General features: G+C 39.1%; 11 protein-coding genes and 1 pseudogene. 3 read left to right on the plus strand and 9 right to left on the minus strand.

All coding sequences use genetic code 11. From position 1 onward, the window contains the following. Positions 1–119: 119 nt before the first annotated feature. From C170_RS22510 to C170_RS22520, 3 genes are all read right to left on the minus strand, one after another. Positions 120–1,157, minus strand: coding sequence for an NAD(P)/FAD-dependent oxidoreductase (locus C170_RS22510; RefSeq protein WP_036614305.1), 1,038 nt, complete (start codon positions 1,155–1,157; stop codon positions 120–122). Positions 1,158–1,316: 159 nt separating this feature from the next. Next, positions 1,317–3,290, minus strand: a complete 1,974-nt coding sequence (locus tag C170_RS22515) for an AraC family transcriptional regulator (protein ID WP_036614308.1) — start codon at positions 3,288–3,290, stop codon at positions 1,317–1,319. Positions 3,291–3,478: 188 nt separating this feature from the next. Next, entirely contained in the window at positions 3,479–5,440 is a 1,962-nt protein-coding gene (locus tag C170_RS22520) for an AraC family transcriptional regulator (protein ID WP_036614311.1), read from the minus strand. Between the two features lie 207 nt (positions 5,441–5,647). On the opposite strand from C170_RS22520, the gene C170_RS22525 reads away from it, so the two are divergent. Then, on the plus strand, positions 5,648–6,460 hold the full coding sequence (locus C170_RS22525) for a hypothetical protein (protein WP_036614314.1): 813 nt from the start codon (positions 5,648–5,650) through the stop codon (positions 6,458–6,460). Positions 6,461–6,727: 267 nt separating this feature from the next. Here the strand turns inward: C170_RS22525 and C170_RS22530 are convergent, their stop codons facing one another. The 4 genes and pseudogenes from C170_RS22530 to C170_RS22545 all read right to left on the minus strand — a co-directional run bounded on the left by C170_RS22530 (position 6,728) and on the right by C170_RS22545 (position 10,917). Next, on the minus strand, positions 6,728–7,684 hold the full coding sequence (locus C170_RS22530) for a GGDEF domain-containing protein (RefSeq protein ID WP_036614317.1): 957 nt from the start codon (positions 7,682–7,684) through the stop codon (positions 6,728–6,730). Between the two features lie 414 nt (positions 7,685–8,098). Continuing rightward, positions 8,099–8,320, minus strand: a pseudogene (locus tag C170_RS22535) (sporulation initiation factor Spo0A C-terminal domain-containing protein); the annotation flags it as partial. Positions 8,321–8,489: 169 nt separating this feature from the next. Beyond that, positions 8,490–9,620: a TIGR02391 family protein gene (locus C170_RS22540; protein ID WP_036614323.1), complete on the minus strand. Its 1,131-nt coding sequence runs from the start codon at positions 9,618–9,620 to the stop codon at positions 8,490–8,492. 955 nt (positions 9,621–10,575) lie between these two features. After that, entirely contained in the window at positions 10,576–10,917 is a 342-nt protein-coding gene (locus C170_RS22545) for a hypothetical protein (protein WP_036614326.1), read from the minus strand. Between the two features lie 611 nt (positions 10,918–11,528). On the opposite strand from C170_RS22545, the gene C170_RS22550 reads away from it, so the two are divergent. Then, positions 11,529–13,262: an ATP-dependent nuclease gene (locus tag C170_RS22550; protein ID WP_036614329.1), complete on the plus strand. Its 1,734-nt coding sequence runs from the start codon at positions 11,529–11,531 to the stop codon at positions 13,260–13,262. A gap of 369 nt (positions 13,263–13,631) precedes the next feature. Here C170_RS22550 and C170_RS22555 read toward each other — a convergent pair whose 3' ends face one another. After that, positions 13,632–14,039 (minus strand): hypothetical protein, encoded by a 408-nt coding sequence (locus C170_RS22555; protein ID WP_051447356.1) that lies wholly within the window; start codon positions 14,037–14,039, stop codon positions 13,632–13,634. Positions 14,040–14,223: 184 nt separating this feature from the next. On the opposite strand from C170_RS22555, the gene C170_RS22560 reads away from it, so the two are divergent. Further along, positions 14,224–14,559, plus strand: coding sequence for a hypothetical protein (locus C170_RS22560; protein ID WP_036614332.1), 336 nt, complete (start codon positions 14,224–14,226; stop codon positions 14,557–14,559). A gap of 381 nt (positions 14,560–14,940) precedes the next feature. Here C170_RS22560 and C170_RS22565 read toward each other — a convergent pair whose 3' ends face one another. Beyond that, complete coding sequence (locus tag C170_RS22565; protein ID WP_051447357.1) at positions 14,941–16,815, minus strand: AAA family ATPase; 1,875 nt, start codon at positions 16,813–16,815, stop codon at positions 14,941–14,943. Positions 16,816–17,047: the final 232 nt, after the last annotated feature.

The following is a 17,047-nucleotide window of genomic DNA, read 5'->3' on the forward strand; positions in this document are numbered from 1 at the left end:
CAGGAAAACAGATATCCCTCCTCAAAAAAATGAGGAGGGATATCTGTTTATAGATGTTGGACTTTTTCAGTGGCCTCGAATGAACCCGAAGTCATCTTAATATAACCGATCGAAGACCTTTATTCTTCTACAACGCCAAGGGCTTTATTTTTCTCTTTAAAGCGACTGTTATGGGAAGAAACATAAGCCACTTTTTCCGCTTCAGGGTCCATGTATAGCTTCGCACTGTTTACCGCTAGGGCTGCATCTGTGAAAGTACCCGCAATCAGGTACAGTTTGCTACCATAATCTACAAAATCGCCTGCGCCAAACACGCCGGGAATATTGGTTTGCAATCTCTCTGTTGTAGTGACATGCCATTCGCCAAGATCAAGTCCCCAATCCCGGATTGGACCAAAGTCACTCTTCATGCCATGGTTTACAATGACAGCATCGACTTCAAGCAGTTCAGTTTCACCTGTATCCACGTGTGAGATGGTCACCTGTTCAATCACATCACCACTCATACTATGCAGTGTCTCTACCGCATATGGTGTACGGACATCTACAGAGGATTCTCTCATACGCAGTACATTACGCTCCAACCCGCCAAAGCGGTCACGACGATGCACAACCGTAACTTGCTCTGCCAGTGCTTCTAGTTCATTCGCCCAGTCCACAGCAGAGTCGCCTCCACCCGAGATCAACACGCGTTTACCACGGAATGGCTCCAGTTCCTGCACGGTATAGTGGAGATTGCTAACCTCGTAACGGTCTGCACCTTCAAGCTCCAGCTTGGCCATTTTATATATACCATATCCGATTGCCATAATGACGGTACGTGTCCAGTGTTGTTCACCTGTTGCAGAAGTTAACAGAATCGTGCCATCAGGTTGACGCTCGAATCCTTCGATCTGTTGTTCAAATACGAGGGTTGGCTCAAAAGTTCTTGCCTGTTCTTCCAATTGTTTAATCAGATCTTCACACAGAATTGGCGTCACACCCCCGACATCCCAGATCATTTTCTCCGGATAAAAGAGCATGCGACCTCCCAATTTGTCACGTGCCTCAATCAACTTGGTCTTCATATCTCGCATGCCGCTATAAAAGGCAGAGTACATGCCCGCAGGGCCACCGCCGATAATGGTTACATCATAAAGTTCCAACTGCTGATTCATATTAAAAATACCTCCGTTAATTCGATCCAGAACATCGAGTATTTGATATCGATTCTCATTATCACTTAAATCCTAGTGTAATGGTAATCTTATCAAATTACAATGGCTAAAAAACAAACATTTCTTGTACAAAAATTTTACGAACAAATCCGCTCTTTACTATTGGGCTCTTGGAGCCGCCAACAGCTTTTCAACGACAAAATCAATTTGTTTATTGATTGAATAGATATCCGAATAGTAGAAGAAATCAAAATCAATTTCAATTAGGCGACCTTCTTTAACAGCCGGGATGCTGCTCCATATTGGATCATCCGTAAGGTTATCTGCCCCTTCATACACCGAACGAAACACGTAGTCCCCGATATATTCAGGCAGTACTTCCATGGATAGATTAGAGCCTCCCGCTTCCGAAACTACATCAATTTTCTTTTGTACCACTTCAGGTGCTTTCATCCCCAAGTATTCATATAGTGCCTGAGATCCTCGGCCATATTGCTTGCTCTCTACAACGACCATACCTTTCAAACCGCCCTCCACAATGGAAACCGTTTTGTCCAATATGCCTGCATCTGCTAGTGTTTGCTTACTCTCTTCGACTTTGCTATTAAGATTATTGATTAATGTCTCAGCTTCCTGTTCTTTGCCAAAAATACTCGCTATACTCTGGAGTCTTTCTTCTGTTGTCATTTTCTCGTATGGAATATATACCGTAGGTGCGATATCCTTTAACAACGTATACGTCTCTTCAGAAGGAACAATGATTAGATCCGGATCAAGGTCAATGACAGCTTCAGGATTCGGTTCGAACCAGGTACCTAGTGAATTTACACCTTCAAGTTCACTCTTGTAGGCAGCCCCGTTGAATACTTCAGATGTAGCAATTGGCTTAATTCCAAGCGCAACGACGTCTCCCTGGAGATATAGTACAACAACCCGTTTAGGATTTGCTGGAACAACTACGTCACCCTTAACCGTCGAGACCGTGCGTGTTTCATTGTCTTTGTTCGTCTGGCTTCCTGTGTCGGATGATACTGCCGTACTGCTGTTATTGGAACTGGCACCCGTTCCTTCGCCAGCTGCTGGTGTTGTTGCTGTACCTGAAGAGCAGGCTGCGAGGAGCATCGTTATGCTCAATAATGCAACCATAATCATACTGGAACTTGTTTTTCTTCTTTTCATTGGTGTAGACCCTCCGTCTATATATTGATAATGATTCTCATAATCAATATATCCCGACTTCCATCTTCGGCCAATGGACGATTCAGAGATTACCAATGGACGATCCTCTGCTCTCGCTTCTTCTCTCATCTTTCGTTGATACTGAATCGGAGAGATCCCCACATGTTTTTTGAAGATACGACTAAAATAATACACATCCGAATAACCCACTTCTGCTGCAATTTCACTCAGCGTTGCATCAGATCGTACAAGCAGATTTCGAGCCTTGGCGATTCGAGTCTGAATTAAATAATCAATGGGACTGTAACCCGTCTGTCGTTTGAATTGCATGGATAAATGTCGGGAACTGTAGTTGAACTGTTCAGCCAGGAAATCAAGCGTGACCTGTTCCCTATAATGATTCTGTATATAACGAAGTGTTTGTTTCACCGGGTCAGCAAGCTCTGTTTTGATCTCCTGCTCTGCCAATTGAACCATCATTTCATGAATGAACTGGTAAAATAAACTTTTTGTATGAAGCAGATCCAGACTGCCAGATTGACTCCATGCACCCTCAAGCTCATCAAGGTAACGTAACAACCCCAGCGGACTACTCGGTGCAAATCCATATTGCAAAGAGAACGGTGCAACTTCCGGCTGTGCCAATAACCACTTTTTACGATAACTAGGAAAGGCAAGGAATGCTCTGTAATAGAGCAGAATATATTCGAAATCTTCGTTGGTTTGGATATCCAGTGAAGATCCTTTGGCCCCATGAAGCATGTAGAACCGCTCTGCCTTGTATGTTTGTCCATCCAACTGAAGCACAGCTGATCCTCGAATCGTATATATAAAACCGTTTGCCGGAAGTGTGTAGGAACTCAGTTGTGCCCCTGCCTCAATAACGATTCGGCGTATATCCAGAACCTTAACAGCGGCATGATTCCAGCATTTCATCTGTTCGTCTAATTGCATCGAATACTCTCCAATCCCAACCTCATCCGGAATAAAGTCCTTACAAGGTCATCATTCTGCCACACATCCGATAACATATGTGTAGCAGAGGTTCACTAATATACCTTTATTATAAATGATAATAATTTTCATTATCAACTGAAATTTAGAGTGGAATTGGATTTCATCTCATCCATCACTTGTTAGACTTAATTTGGTTCAGAGATCTTCGTAAACCACTCGGCCAATTCCTCTGTTTGATCCAATGTTGCAATCGGGTCAAAGTACCATGAACGATCCGGGCTCCAGATAAACACACGATCATTTTTAACCGCATCCAGTGAACTCCAGACCGGTTTGGATTTCAACTCTTCCAGGGTCAGATTATCTGCTGTTAGAATAATGTAGTCTCCGGCGAACTCAGGAATCGCTTCCGATGAAACTTCAACCAGTTGATCCTTCATTAAAATCTCTTTTTTATCTGCAGGAGGATTCAGCCCAAGCGCGCTGTAGACTGCCTGACCTCCCCGACCAAAATTATCACCAAAGGCCAACGGTGCTTTATCATAGAACTGCATGACCGACACCTCGGCCTGCGGATCAATCGCCTCATGAACGCGCTTCTTGGCATCTGCAATTCTTGCGTCATAATCGGTTAACCATGCCTCAGATTCTTTTTCTTTATTCAGGACTTCACCGAAATAGGCAATTTCTTCGTGGGTGTTTTTCAATTCGCCATAAGGTACAACCAAGGTAGGTGCAATTTTGCTAAAGGAATCAAATAAATCAGGATTACCTGTCACTATGAGATCCGGTTCAAGTTCCAACACCTTTTCGAGAGAAATGGTTTCATATTCACCAATATTCTGCACGCCCTCAAGTGATTTGATAAAATAAGGATTTTTGAGGTTCATCTCCGGTGTACCCACAGGTTTGATTCCCAGGGCGATCAGACTTCCCAGATACAAGTCAACCACAATCCGTTTAGGTTCAGCCGGGATTGTAATATCTCCCTTAACCGTTGAGATTGTACGTGGTTCCGATGTTTTGCTTTGATTCTCAGCTGTTACTGTCTTCGTAGAACTTGACGTACTATTGCTTCCGGAAGCATCCCCGCTCGAATTACTGGCAACACCTGTAGAGCAGGCACTTAACAGTAATGTAAGACTTAATAGAATACTAAGTAGCATTCCCGTTCTTGTCTGTCTGTTCATATTTATTGACCCTCCATGCTCATATTGATAATGATTATCACCATCAGTATAAACATACCTTCCACTTCCACCTCTGAAAATGTCATTTCGCGCCATGCCTAATGTCAGATCAGGCCAATATAGGGGTGCTGAGGTCTTTTCTTTAAATTGCAAAGGAGAAAGACCTGTATGTTTCTTGAACATACGTCCCAAATAATATCCATCCGGATAACCGATGCCGGCTGCAATCTCATCCAACGTGGCGTCCGTTTGCAGCAACATCTCCTTAGCTTTGAACAAACGAAACTGAAGCAGATAATCGATCGGACTGGTTCCAGTCGACTGTTTGAACTTGCGTGACAAACTTCTTGGGCTGGTGCCAATCATTTCTGCCAAAACATGAAGTGTAAGTGGCTGGGTGTAGGAAGACTCTACAATTTCAATGACTTTGCTGACCTGATCAATAATACTTGGATAACGATTAGATATACGAGGAATCTGTGATGAGATCTGCTCCACAAATGCATAGAACAAACTCTTGGCCTGAAAGTGCTGAATAGGGTTCTTTTGATCCCACAAAAAGTGCATCTGTTTCAATTGCTCATATAGAATGGTTGGCATATCGGGGGTAAAGCCATAGTTCATTTGGAACGGATTGATACGCTCCATTAACCTTCCCAGATCATTTCTCCCTCCACTAGGCAGGTTTGCTTTGTACATCAAGTAATATAAGCGCAATCCGGATTCGCCTGCTTGAATCACCAACTTACTCCCTTTTCCCCCATGGAGAATATAAAAGCGACTCACTTCATACGTTTGGTTGTCAATCGTCACTCCAGCATAACCCTGAATGGTGAGTACAAAGGTACTTGTCGGAAATTTATATTCCACCTCTTCATATGCCCCGAGTTCCATGTAACGGATATCTGTTATACTCACCGCAGCATAGTTCCAGAGGATATAATAATCATTCCACATTTTGCTAACCCATCTCCGTCTACATAAATTGTGTCTAAACTTCCACTCACTTATTGATAACCATTATCAATTATTATGATGAAGTACGCAATACAACCGACGCAAAATGAATCCATTGCAATGAAACAAGAGCTATTCAAATCCTTCTCTTAACATCCGATATATGTAAATAGAACCATGATAAAGAGTAGAAGGAGAACAGAGGATATGAATTCAATCTCATCTGCAACCAAAAGCAGTTTCACTCCCGGGAATCAAGTCTCCAATCGGGATAAAGAAATTCAGGGACTTATGCAGCAGAAGATCCGGCTCAATGAAGAAATGCAAGGTGTAAAAACCAATGAGGAGTTGGATACCAAAACCAAAGCTCAGCGAATTAAATCCTTAACAAGCTCCATTTCCCAGATCGATAGCCAGATTGCCCAAATTAAAGCTGAAGAATTGCAAGAAATGAACAAATTAAGACAGCCCGAAAAGACTCAACAGCAACAACCCAAACCAACCGACGAGACACAAGCCCCTTCACTCGATCACCTGATCAAGCATAGTCAAACTTATGATCAATTGGGTAAGCTGGTCGGTTTGCGTGATCGCATGCAGAGCTCCATTCAGACCACCGAAGGAGAAACCCGCTTCGACCGACTTGTTCTGGAGATCAATCCTCCCACAAATGATCTCGATCTCGGCAAATCAATGATGCTGGAAAACTCAGAGCGCACTGTCTTTCAGGCAAAGCGAGAGACCGTCCTGGACATCAACTCCCAGTTAAACAAGGTTAATCAGAAGATTGGGGAACTGGTGGAAGAGATCCATCAATCCGCGCCTAAAGAATCGGCACAACCTCCCATCTCTGCAACATCTGGAGAAGACAATCAGGAAGTAAATGAAGGAATGAAAACGGGAAGTAAGGAGCACCCATCAGATGGCGGAACCACAGATCAGGAATCAGGAAATGGTCCGCAAACTACGGCTTCTACATCTCCTGCTGCTTCATATCCATCCGTCGATATTCGAATCTGAGTACGCATTGATCAAACATAATTTTATGTATACATAATGAGCTTAAAGATTAAAGTGGCTCGTTTGCTACACAACCTTCGACTCGCATCCAATGATAGAACCGCTATTACAGGTGACTAACTCCTGATAAGTAGCGGTTTTTCTTGTATTTTTAACGTTATGGGTATAGAGGCGAAGCCTCAGCTTCCGAAGAAGCTTTCTTACAGAAAGCTTTTAGACCCACATCTTTAGGTTCTCTCTGTCCTCTACGTTCTCGTAATTTTATTTCTAGCACGGAGTAGTGGCGGTATCATTTGCACAGATGATACTTCCAGCAATCGCTTTACAACCTTTTTTGATGCGTGTGGCCTCATCAATAATCTGATCTATGTTTTCATATTTTCGCTTCCTATTGGTTACAACGGCGATGGATACCGACACCAGAGGAATGGGCCGATTTAGCCCGGAACGTCCTTCCCCCAGAACATATTGATGATGCCAATCATGTTCGTTGTAAAATGTCTTTTTCATTTCCTCAAAACCTGAGATGACTTCCTCACTAAAATATTTGTAATCATGGTGATTCAGGATCGTAATAAAATCATCACCACCGATATGTCCAAGAAAAGCTTCAGGGGGAACAAATAGCTTGCGAAGCAAGTTAGCTGTCGCCTGAATAAGCTGATCCCCCATTTTGAAGCCGTAGCTATCATTGTAGGATTTGAATTGATCGAGATCAACGTACAGTACGCTAAATTGGTCCATCTGAAGAGCCTGAGACAGCCTTTCATCTATAATATGATTACCTGGAAGACCAGTTAGCGGGTTCATAAAAATCGCCATTTCGGCCCGTACATCAGCAACAGCGAGTAGCAAACGCCGAATACTCACAGCTCCAAAGAAACTTTCTCCTGACGTGACCAACACAAGATCATATATTTCCCCTTCATCTCGGTCCATGGCTAGAACACTGACATCTGTAATCTGTTCTGAATAATCCACGACCAGTGCCTGTGTGTTCATCACCAGTTCTACAGGACGTCCCATATACAGATTATAGCCATACTGGGTGCCAATCTGCTGAAAGAATCGGGGCCTCATCATTAATGACACTCCCTGCTCCCCCATAACAGCTATACCTTCCAGACTAGGACTGGACTTGAAAAGATGATAGACGATATCACATTTTGTATCAGATTTTACTACAGGAATTGGTTCAGCAATCTCGCCTATTTGCGTAAACATACTATTCTACTCCTCTGTTCGTAGCATCTAATCCGAACTTTTCAAATATATATGTAGGTCTTTGTCAATGGTCACATCGTACCACTTTCTACTTGAAAAAGCGTTAACTGAGGGTAAAAGTTTATGAAATATTTACTTTTCTAAATTTTGCTATAGGGAGCTTATTTTAATGCTTGATCTCAAAATTCAGAGGCAACATGCAACACCAAATTTCATCATCATGTTCTGTGTTATTTCGTTATGCAAAAATACCGTCATTTACTGGATATCTTTAATCCAATAAATGACGGTATTCGTTGGCATATATTACAGAAGTTTATTGGCATGAAATGAACGAATTCAGATATAGGCCGCCTTGGTTAGAATCAAACTTGAATCCAAACTATTCTTGCCAGCTCACTACTCCTGACCCTTTCAGCTTACCTTATGCTCAATTCTCAGCTTGTCAGCAACCATCGCGATGAACTCGCTATTTGTTGGTTTCGACTTGCTGATGTTGATTGTATAACCAAACAAGTGGCTGATGCTGTCGATGTTACCGCGAGTCCATGCCACTTCAATGGCATGGCGGATGGCACGTTCGACGCGGGACGGCGTCGTTTTGAATTTTTCGGCAATCGCCGGATACAGTGTTCTTAAATCTTCTATGATTTTGTTCAACTATTCATCATTTATCGGGTTCGAGGCGAACAATTAGTTGCCAAAATTGTTCACGAGAAACATACTATACCCCTGGTTTATTGTCAATTTGAAAATGAACTTAAAATAGAATTTAAACACATCAGTTTCTAAGTGAGCCGAGTAATCAAAACGGGAAGTCGATATACTGAATCTCAGGGTTTCCCTTTAATTCTTCTTCGAACACATCCCACCAAGGATGATCCTCAAAATACTGTATCTGCTCTTTTAATCTCTCCAAGATAAGAGTATCCTGCTCCTTAAATCCTTTCAAAAAATATTTTTCTAGTGAATAACTTATTTGATCCTTATTAGCAAAACATAATTTATCCCAAAAGTATTTTTCTATATAAGCTCTCTCGTACTCCTCGTTACTTGACAATTTTCTAACAAGCATGTGAGACCAACCAATATAATTTTCAAACCTCTTCAAATGCTCTGATTCAATCCAGGTACTTAAGGCTCCTCTAACGCATTTCTGTTCATTTTTATTAAAATATCCAGAATTCGCATCTTCAAACAACATGTTCTCAATCCTCATTCTCACTGCCTTGTTAATAAACTCCCAATATTTGGCGGGAGCAACCTTTAGGATTGTACTGATTTCACCAGCTTCAGAAGTATATTTTAATTCATCACTAATTACGTGATATAATTGCCTAATTTCTCTCTCTTCCATTTTTTCTATTAATGCTCGCATGAAAAAATGTAAGTTGTTCAAAATCGCATCTGCACTCTTTCTTCTTAAAATAACTTCAATTGCAACATCAAGCCTCTGTCTTTTTGGTATTTCATCAGTTAACAAATCTGAGTATTCATTGCTACGGACAAAGTGTTTATCAAATACTCTGTTCAGAAACGTTGTTAATTCGAACTGTATCTTAGACTTATCAATGAGTTTTAGTATGTAGTCGAGAAACAGAATTATAGAATCAGCATCACTTTTGCTATCGCTATGTTTATCATGGCTCCTAGGGTTCCTAATTGTTGTATACACACCTCGAAGTAAATCTACCATTCCTTTCTGAACGTTTTTCTCTGACTCAGTCTGCCCTTTGTTAAGCTGAATCATGGGAGAGCTACTACCAAAAGCTTGTCCAACCAAACTAGAGCCATCACCTTCAAGACCAGTCTTATTCCTGATTGTTTCCGTAAGTAAATGGATAGCATCTAAAATAGCACTCGAATAGCTCTCATTGTCATAGTTCTTTTCTATAGAATCCCATAATTCTTGTTGTATGTTAGTTTTTAAATCCAAGATACTCACCTCTATTATGTATAAATTCAATTATTCTAAGAATGAGAATGGCTGTTGAACATCGTGAGTACTACTAACTTGCCAATTCTCTTTTTTGAAAGAGGAACACACTTACCCAACGTGTAGGTCAATGGTGTGATTATATGTAGTGTGTTACATTTCATTTTAAGAATAAAAATAACTATTTTAGTTATTGTAATGCGTTACATTTGAAGTTAAAATTGAATTGCCACTTGTTGCAGTAAATTTTATTTTACAAAGGACAAGAGCGGTAATAGTTTTTCTATGAAATAACCGCCCTCTCGCCAAAGACTGCGCGGTTATTTCTGTCTGTTACGAATAATTAACACTACAAGTGTAGCAAACTAGATCATAAGGATAAGTGCCTCATAAGTAGACATATTACCACCTCCCCTCATATGGAGGTCAGTTATAGTCCGCTCTTGTCCACTTTACAGTATACATGCGAAAACTAAATTATGGAATAATAAATATTGCTAGTTACGAACCCCTCGGCTCTTTCTTTTTGGTGGAGAGGACTTCCGCATCACAATCACAGACTGTGACACCATCATCGACCACAACAGCCAAATCTCCACCTCATATCCTCGACATTTTTCATTCCATTGAAAAACGAACAGATAACCTAATGCAATTCTAGAGACACTTGTTCACACATTGCCTTACTGATCATCAGCCATGCCAACCACACTGCATAAGAAAATACCTTATCCCTGCACTATTAATTGTGACGATCAAACTGCACATAAAAATGCTGCCAGCAACGAGCCGACAGCATTTCTTTAATCTTATTTGTAGTACGAACTTGGGAATATTGCTACGTTTGTACCTTTAGAATAATTATCTGCCTCGAATTTAACAACTATAGACTTCCGCCCAACAACACTAAAATCTAACTCTTCTACTGGAGAATCCACATCAAGGAACAATGCCTTTAATTCTTCTTTTGTCCCATTATCAATACTGACACCTTTGCCGAACCATCAAAAGCTTTCAAATCAAGAACCATGGTTTGATATTTGTTATCAGGGTAAAAGGTAATTTTGGCAAGATTCTTTCCAACCATCACTTCTTTGTAAGCCACCTCTGTTGCTTGAGTGTACTTTGTATTTTTGGAAAGCGCAGCATAGTTGCCGTAGCCGTATGAAATCTTTTCTTTGTCTATTGGTGTCTCAGCAAGCTTTTCTCCAAAGTTCATTTTACCTGATTTGGAGTCAACAGTTATATTCGTCTTCGTTGCTTCCTTAGCTAAGTACTGGTATGTATGTTTGACCATTGATCACTACAGGTGCTGTTGTGGTTTTCGGATTCCAATTAGCTCCATTTAATGCATATTTGAAACTACTGACTGTTGCTTGAACCGTCTTACTTTTAGTTGCTACGTATGTTGCCGTTCCGCCCACTAGCAAGCAGGCTAAAAGAATCATACTAATTTTTTTCACTTTCCCTTTATCTCCTCCTATTAAATATATTTACAACAAAATAATTATCTCAAATATTCCCTTTATAGTAAATAAGAATTATACTTGTATATGACTAAAGACTTATTGGAGAAAAAACATGACTAAAGACCTCATCCTGGCTGAGAAGAACAATTATTCAGTTCATCTACGATTCATGGATGGAACAAGTTTTTCTGGAAACATATCATTAACAAGTAGTAAATCCCATGTTAAAGTACCAACCCAAGGTGAGACAGCATGGGTCCCCGTTCAGGAGATAGTACATTGTTCTGTCACTATCCCTATAATAATGAACTGTTAAGAGCAACTGGCAAACTGTTGTATCGCACACAAAATGACAAGTACTCAAGAAGAACGCTAAAAAAGGACATGTCTTTTCACCTACTCACACAATAAATATGTTTAACCCCCAAGGAGGAGCATAATGAGATTAACAAACTTCAGTGTAACAAACTACAAAGTTTTTAAAGAACCATTTACCATCGATTTTTCACATGATACTATCGTTATTTTAACAGGCAGAAACAACACAGGTAAATCAACTATCCTAGAAGCTATTAATTGCTTCTTTCAAAAAGAAAGTAAAGCAAAAACCATTTCTAACGATTGTTTCTCTGTACGGTCAAAAGAGATACTTTTAAGAGCAGTCTTTGAGTCAGACGAAGAAAATATCACCATAACCAAGCAATACAAAGAAGAAACAGCACCACGTTTCCTTGATGAAAACAATACAGAGATAAAAGGTTCACACAAACTGTCCAATACTTTAAATGAGATTTTAGACAATAAGCCATTCTACATAACCCCATCAATGTTACCAGACGATATAAACGATTTAATTCAGAACATATACTCCGACATAATAAAAAACGATTTGAAAAATTTGGAAGACTTTAACGGAAGCCTTGAAGACGATGAATCAACATACAAATTAGCAGAAGAGTATGCAAGTCTCCAAAAAGCTTATCCCGAATTTTTAAGAAAAATCAAACAGAATACGGATAAAATTTTATCTACGGTAAGTAATGATGTTTCAGCCAATCTACGAGTTCTTTTTTCAAATCAAGCCTTGTCCTTAAATGTAGTCGGTGGAGAAAGTGAAGGTTTCTCATCGGCTGATATACTCAAGTCTACCAATTCAAGCGTTCATATTGACAGTAACAATCAGTCTAACATGCCTCTAGCAAATCAAGGAACTGGGTTACAGCGCATGAGCTTAATTTATCTTATTCAAAATATGATAGAGAAGAAGTTATTAGGTGAAAACGACAATAAATTGTTACTCATAGATGAACCAGAAGCCTTTTTACATCCCGAAGCTGTAAGAGCGTTAAGTAGTTCACTTTATAAGATCGGTCAGAAAATGCCACTTATGATTTCTACTCATTCACCAGTTCTTATAGATTTATCCGAAAAACATACATCAATACAAGTGTTTCGGGTCGGCAGATCAAAAGCAATTCAATTATACAAATCTGTAAATGACCAATTCGATGCCAATGACATTAAAAACATGAAAATTTTAAACTATATTGACTCCTATGTTAACGAGTTCTTCTTTGCAAATAAAATAATAATTGTTGAGGGAGACACCGAGTACATAGCTTTTAAACATCTAGCTAGACAAAAGCAATATAACGTTCATATCATTCGTGCAAGAGGTAAATCTACAATCGCAACTATAATGAAGGTTCTTAACCAGTTCAATTCTCATTATGTTGTATTACATGATGTGGATAATCACGAGAAACATACTTCAACTACATTAAAGGCTCAATGGACAAACTGCAAAAAAATACACAGCCTGAAGACTAGCGGAGATATTCGTGTCTTTTGTTCAATTTCTAACTTCGAAAATGCTATCGGTATTGGAGACGTACCTAACCATAAAAAAACGGAAATGATTTACGAAATACTACATGCACAAGAATCTTCTGAATCAGCACATTTAGTTGCAGCGAGAGAAACAGTCGAAAACTTCTTCGAGCTGATAATTAATCGAGACGACAAAAACAAAACTTTGCATTCTGGTTTCAAGCAAATTATCAACGAGGCAGATTATTCGCTATTTTTTGATGATCTAGTTTCAAGAAAAGTCCTTGAAGAACAAGAAGCGAAAGCAAAGAAAGAAAGAGAAAAATCAGTGATCAACTCGTAGTGATTGTTTCGAACCTAACTACATGCTGTACACTGAGCAGACTGTTCAGCCAAATCATCTTTAGATAATTAGCTATAAGCTGGGACTCTCATTTCCAGTAACATGTAATATTCAGAAAGAAAACAACCCACTTTGGCGACCTCAAGTGGGTTGTTTTCTTTCTTTCACCGTACATAAGTAGTGCCACAATAAAAGTCGTAGGAGTTGTTTCCACTTCGGTACTTTAACAAAGCGAATCCAATTAGCGCTAAAATAAAGCGTTTAAAATGATTCCACGCAATCTTCAGCCTCGATATTTGCATTCTCCCAGTAGCCAATCAACCTCCGCTGCGGACAGTTCACGGTGTGCTCTTGTAGGATTCGAAACAGTTAACTTTCTGATTGCCTCCCGCTGGTCACATGATTCCAATTTATATTTAATGAAGGAAGGTTATCTACAACACGTTTGTCAAAGGGCAGTGGAAACGTAAGGATTTTGGAATGTTCTCGATTCCCTAAAATCACAATTTGATCATTACTTGAGTCTGTACGTAAACAATCAATTTCATTTGCATTCTCATTTCTAGTAAGTACCTTCTCAACATAAAAATATGCTGTAATAAATGCTTGATCTTTATAAGAAGTGTGGAAAAAAACGTAAGAACCTTGGCTTATGTGGCGCTCGATGGCTTGAATCTTCTTTGGATCACTGTCCCCATAGGTAAGAAAAGTAAAATTAGGATCAATATGATCATTGATCTTATCAGGTTGAATGTACTTTATCATTAGACTTGCCATATCCATCCCCCATTTTCCAAAACATTTGATATTGAGGTAGAGCTAGAAGCTACTCAAACAATTGTCTCAAATTTTTCCTTTATAGTAAATAGGAATTATGATAGCATAGGTATTCAGGTCTATCGAAAGATACATATACCCATATCCCTGGAACTAGTGTTTTAACCAATAAGGAGGATACTTAATGAACAAAAAAGTATGTATTCTGCTTTCTGCTTCGATTATCGCTGCAAGCCTATTGACTCCAGCAATCTCAGCACAACAACAACATCCTGCAGAATCAACAAGTTCAAAAGCAGAACTGGTTACCATTGCAAAGAAGACTTCATCAACAAAAAAAGAGAAAATCGCTTATTATCAAAAGAAGATTGGTCAGCTAGAGGCACAAATTGACAAGCTCGAAATAGAACTAAGCAAGTATGCCATCTCATCCAAAGAGTATCGAAGAAATTTAGGCAAACAAAACAGTCTTTTAGAGAAGAAGTTATATTGGATACAAAAGATCATTGACTTAAAATGACTTCAACAAATCGTTTTAATTCTCCAATTTCAGGTATATAATATCCTTATGGAGAGTTACACGATCCGCCAGATCGTCTCGTGCACGATTTTTGTTGAGTAGGGAATCCCATCTTCAAAATAACGACAAAGACGGAAATAACCCACTGTTAGGCGGCTAACAGTGGGTTATTTCTTCTTCTTCTTCTTCTTATAAGGAGGGTTACTACAAAAAAGTTGCCAATGTACATGGGCTTTGATTAGTTGAGACAGTTCTTCCACTTTTATATCTTCTTTTCCATGATCGTCCTATGAAAGTTGCTACACAGCATCACTGCCTTCGCAGTCGCTCAACGCGCCACATTTCTGGGCTTATCCCAACTTGCGCCAAGTTACCTACAGCTTATAATAAGCTGATATTATTTTGGCGGATAAATTGAAACAAACGCTCGGCTAGCTTCTTAGCATCCTCACTTAAATCTGAATACTCTTCTAGATGCGTTATGGCTTTTTCGCTAAATATACGTTTATCTCTAATCGTTCCAGAACCGTATCCATAGCTAGCTCTTCTTTTACTACCTATTAAAACACCATCAATGAATTTCCCAAGATATATATCCTGGTAGCAACTAGTTTCAAAGTCCTCTTTAAATTTTAATGAATTCACGTCACATTTCTCGTAATCAGCTATAACCTTTTTCACTATATCTGCTGACAGAGTATTTTCTATCTCCTTAGAGTCAAGACAATAGAATCGTTCTCCAAGTTTAGCTTGTAACTTTTCTTGCCTATCCAACTTCTTTTCACTATCTTTATCAGTAATAAGAAACAAACGAGAACATACTCTATCTACATTCATATTTTTAAATGCTTCAGCCTCATTATCGTCTAGAAACGACCAGTGTGTTATATTGTTACCACTGTATTCAATAAAAGAATAATGATAATCTTCTTTGAAACGATCCTTTTCTGGAATTGCAAGATGATCTTGATATAGCTTTAAATATCTACGTACATAGAACCTGTCAGTTATGCCTTCAACCCAAACAGTACAATTGGACAGATAAACAGATGAGTTCTTCACTCCAAGCATCTCCAGCAAGCTATTATCTTCATTGCTTACATTTTCAATCACAAACGAAGCTTGTTTCTCCTTCGCTTCAGAATTGACAAGTTCTTTCTTGAAGGAATAAATTGAAATCTGGTTTACATCTAGTGTTATATCTAAAAAATGATTTGAATGAGTTGTTAAAAAAAACTGATAACCTGAAAACTCATCTCTAAGAAACGTTTCTATCAACTTCCGTTGTAACCCTGGATGGAGATACAGCTCTGGTTCTTCAATAAACACCAGCAAATTTTCACCCAAATGGGCGTATAGGGGGAATGTGAGGATGATAATTGATTGTATCCCATCACCAAGGTTATATATTGGCATTTCTTTTTCATCGCCTATTTTTACGATAACTACATCAGAGTTTTTGCCGGGAATTAAGACAACCTTCTCTCCATTAAAAAATGTATCACCTAAAAATTCTTGATACTTAGCTACTTTCTCCCTATCTTCTAAATCCCCAAGAAGCATATCCCTTAGTTGGACATACAAGCCTAATCCAGAGAATATGCTACCGTTAGGTGCGTCTGAAAAATAATCCTTTAATGTCCTTTGAGAATAGAAATCAGAACCACCCTCGTTGTATGGTCGTAAACCTCTCAAAGTAGGAATGTATACTCTTTCAAAACGATACTTTCGTTCTGTTTCATCACCAACAATTAATCTTAATCTTTGCATGTATCTTTTACCGATTCCCTGCAGAGGTTGTTTAAAGGCTTCTTCATAGTTACTCTCACTCCCACCAAATCTGAGATTTGTCGTAATCTCGTTATTTGTGATGTTAATTAACCTTTCCAATATTAAACTTATTCTCTCCAAAGCATCGCAATCTTCAACTAATGAGTTTACATCAATTAGCGTTCTGGCTGTTTCCATAATATCACCGTAATCTGTAACACTATTTCTTAATATTACCGCTTCAACTTCTCCAACTAATTCTGTTTGTAAAGCGTTTAACTGTACTAACTCTAAATCATTAGGTACAAATTCAAGTGTAGGAGTTTTGAAAATATTTCTAAGCATCTGACTCTTTCCAGAGTTATTCGACCCTACAAAAATGTTGATCTTCGATAAATTTTCTAGCCATTCAAGACTAGAATTAGCCCCACTACGCTTGTATCTTTCATTATTCAACTTCAATGATTTGATTATGTAGCTACTCATACTTCATCTCCTCTATACACAATCTACGTTTATACATGGGTATCAAAAGACAGTATAGTTCACAAAGGACATTGTCTCAGAAACTCCTTTTATAGTAAATAATTTTAATGTTAACATATAAACCCTCTAACTTTAGGTATATAATATCTATATGGAGAGCGCTAACGATGACGCCACATCGTCTCCACAGTTTGTTGTTGGGTGGGAACACAACTAACACACTTTTGGCGCG

It is taken from the genome of Paenibacillus sp. FSL H7-689 (assembly GCF_000517905.1).
In the GTDB taxonomy this organism is placed as follows: domain Bacteria; phylum Bacillota; class Bacilli; order Paenibacillales; family Paenibacillaceae; genus Paenibacillus; species Paenibacillus amylolyticus.

Coding starts and splice junctions, on each gene's coding strand:
- C170_RS22510 (WP_036614305.1), bottom strand. CDS start 1,157: ATGAATCAGCAGTTGGAACTTTATGATGTAACCATTATCGGCGGTGGC.
- C170_RS22515 (WP_036614308.1), bottom strand. CDS start 3,290: ATGCAATTAGACGAACAGATGAAATGCTGGAATCATGCCGCTGTTAAG.
- C170_RS22520 (WP_036614311.1), bottom strand. CDS start 5,440: ATGTGGAATGATTATTATATCCTCTGGAACTATGCTGCGGTGAGTATA.
- C170_RS22525 (WP_036614314.1), top strand. CDS start 5,648: ATGAATTCAATCTCATCTGCAACCAAAAGCAGTTTCACTCCCGGGAAT.
- C170_RS22530 (WP_036614317.1), bottom strand. CDS start 7,684: ATGTTTACGCAAATAGGCGAGATTGCTGAACCAATTCCTGTAGTAAAA.
- C170_RS22545 (WP_036614326.1), bottom strand. CDS start 10,917: ATGGTCAAACATACATACCAGTACTTAGCTAAGGAAGCAACGAAGACG.
- C170_RS22550 (WP_036614329.1), top strand. CDS start 11,529: ATGAGATTAACAAACTTCAGTGTAACAAACTACAAAGTTTTTAAAGAA.
- C170_RS22555 (WP_051447356.1), bottom strand. CDS start 14,039: ATGGCAAGTCTAATGATAAAGTACATTCAACCTGATAAGATCAATGAT.
- C170_RS22560 (WP_036614332.1), top strand. CDS start 14,224: ATGAACAAAAAAGTATGTATTCTGCTTTCTGCTTCGATTATCGCTGCA.
- C170_RS22565 (WP_051447357.1), bottom strand. CDS start 16,815: ATGAGTAGCTACATAATCAAATCATTGAAGTTGAATAATGAAAGATAC.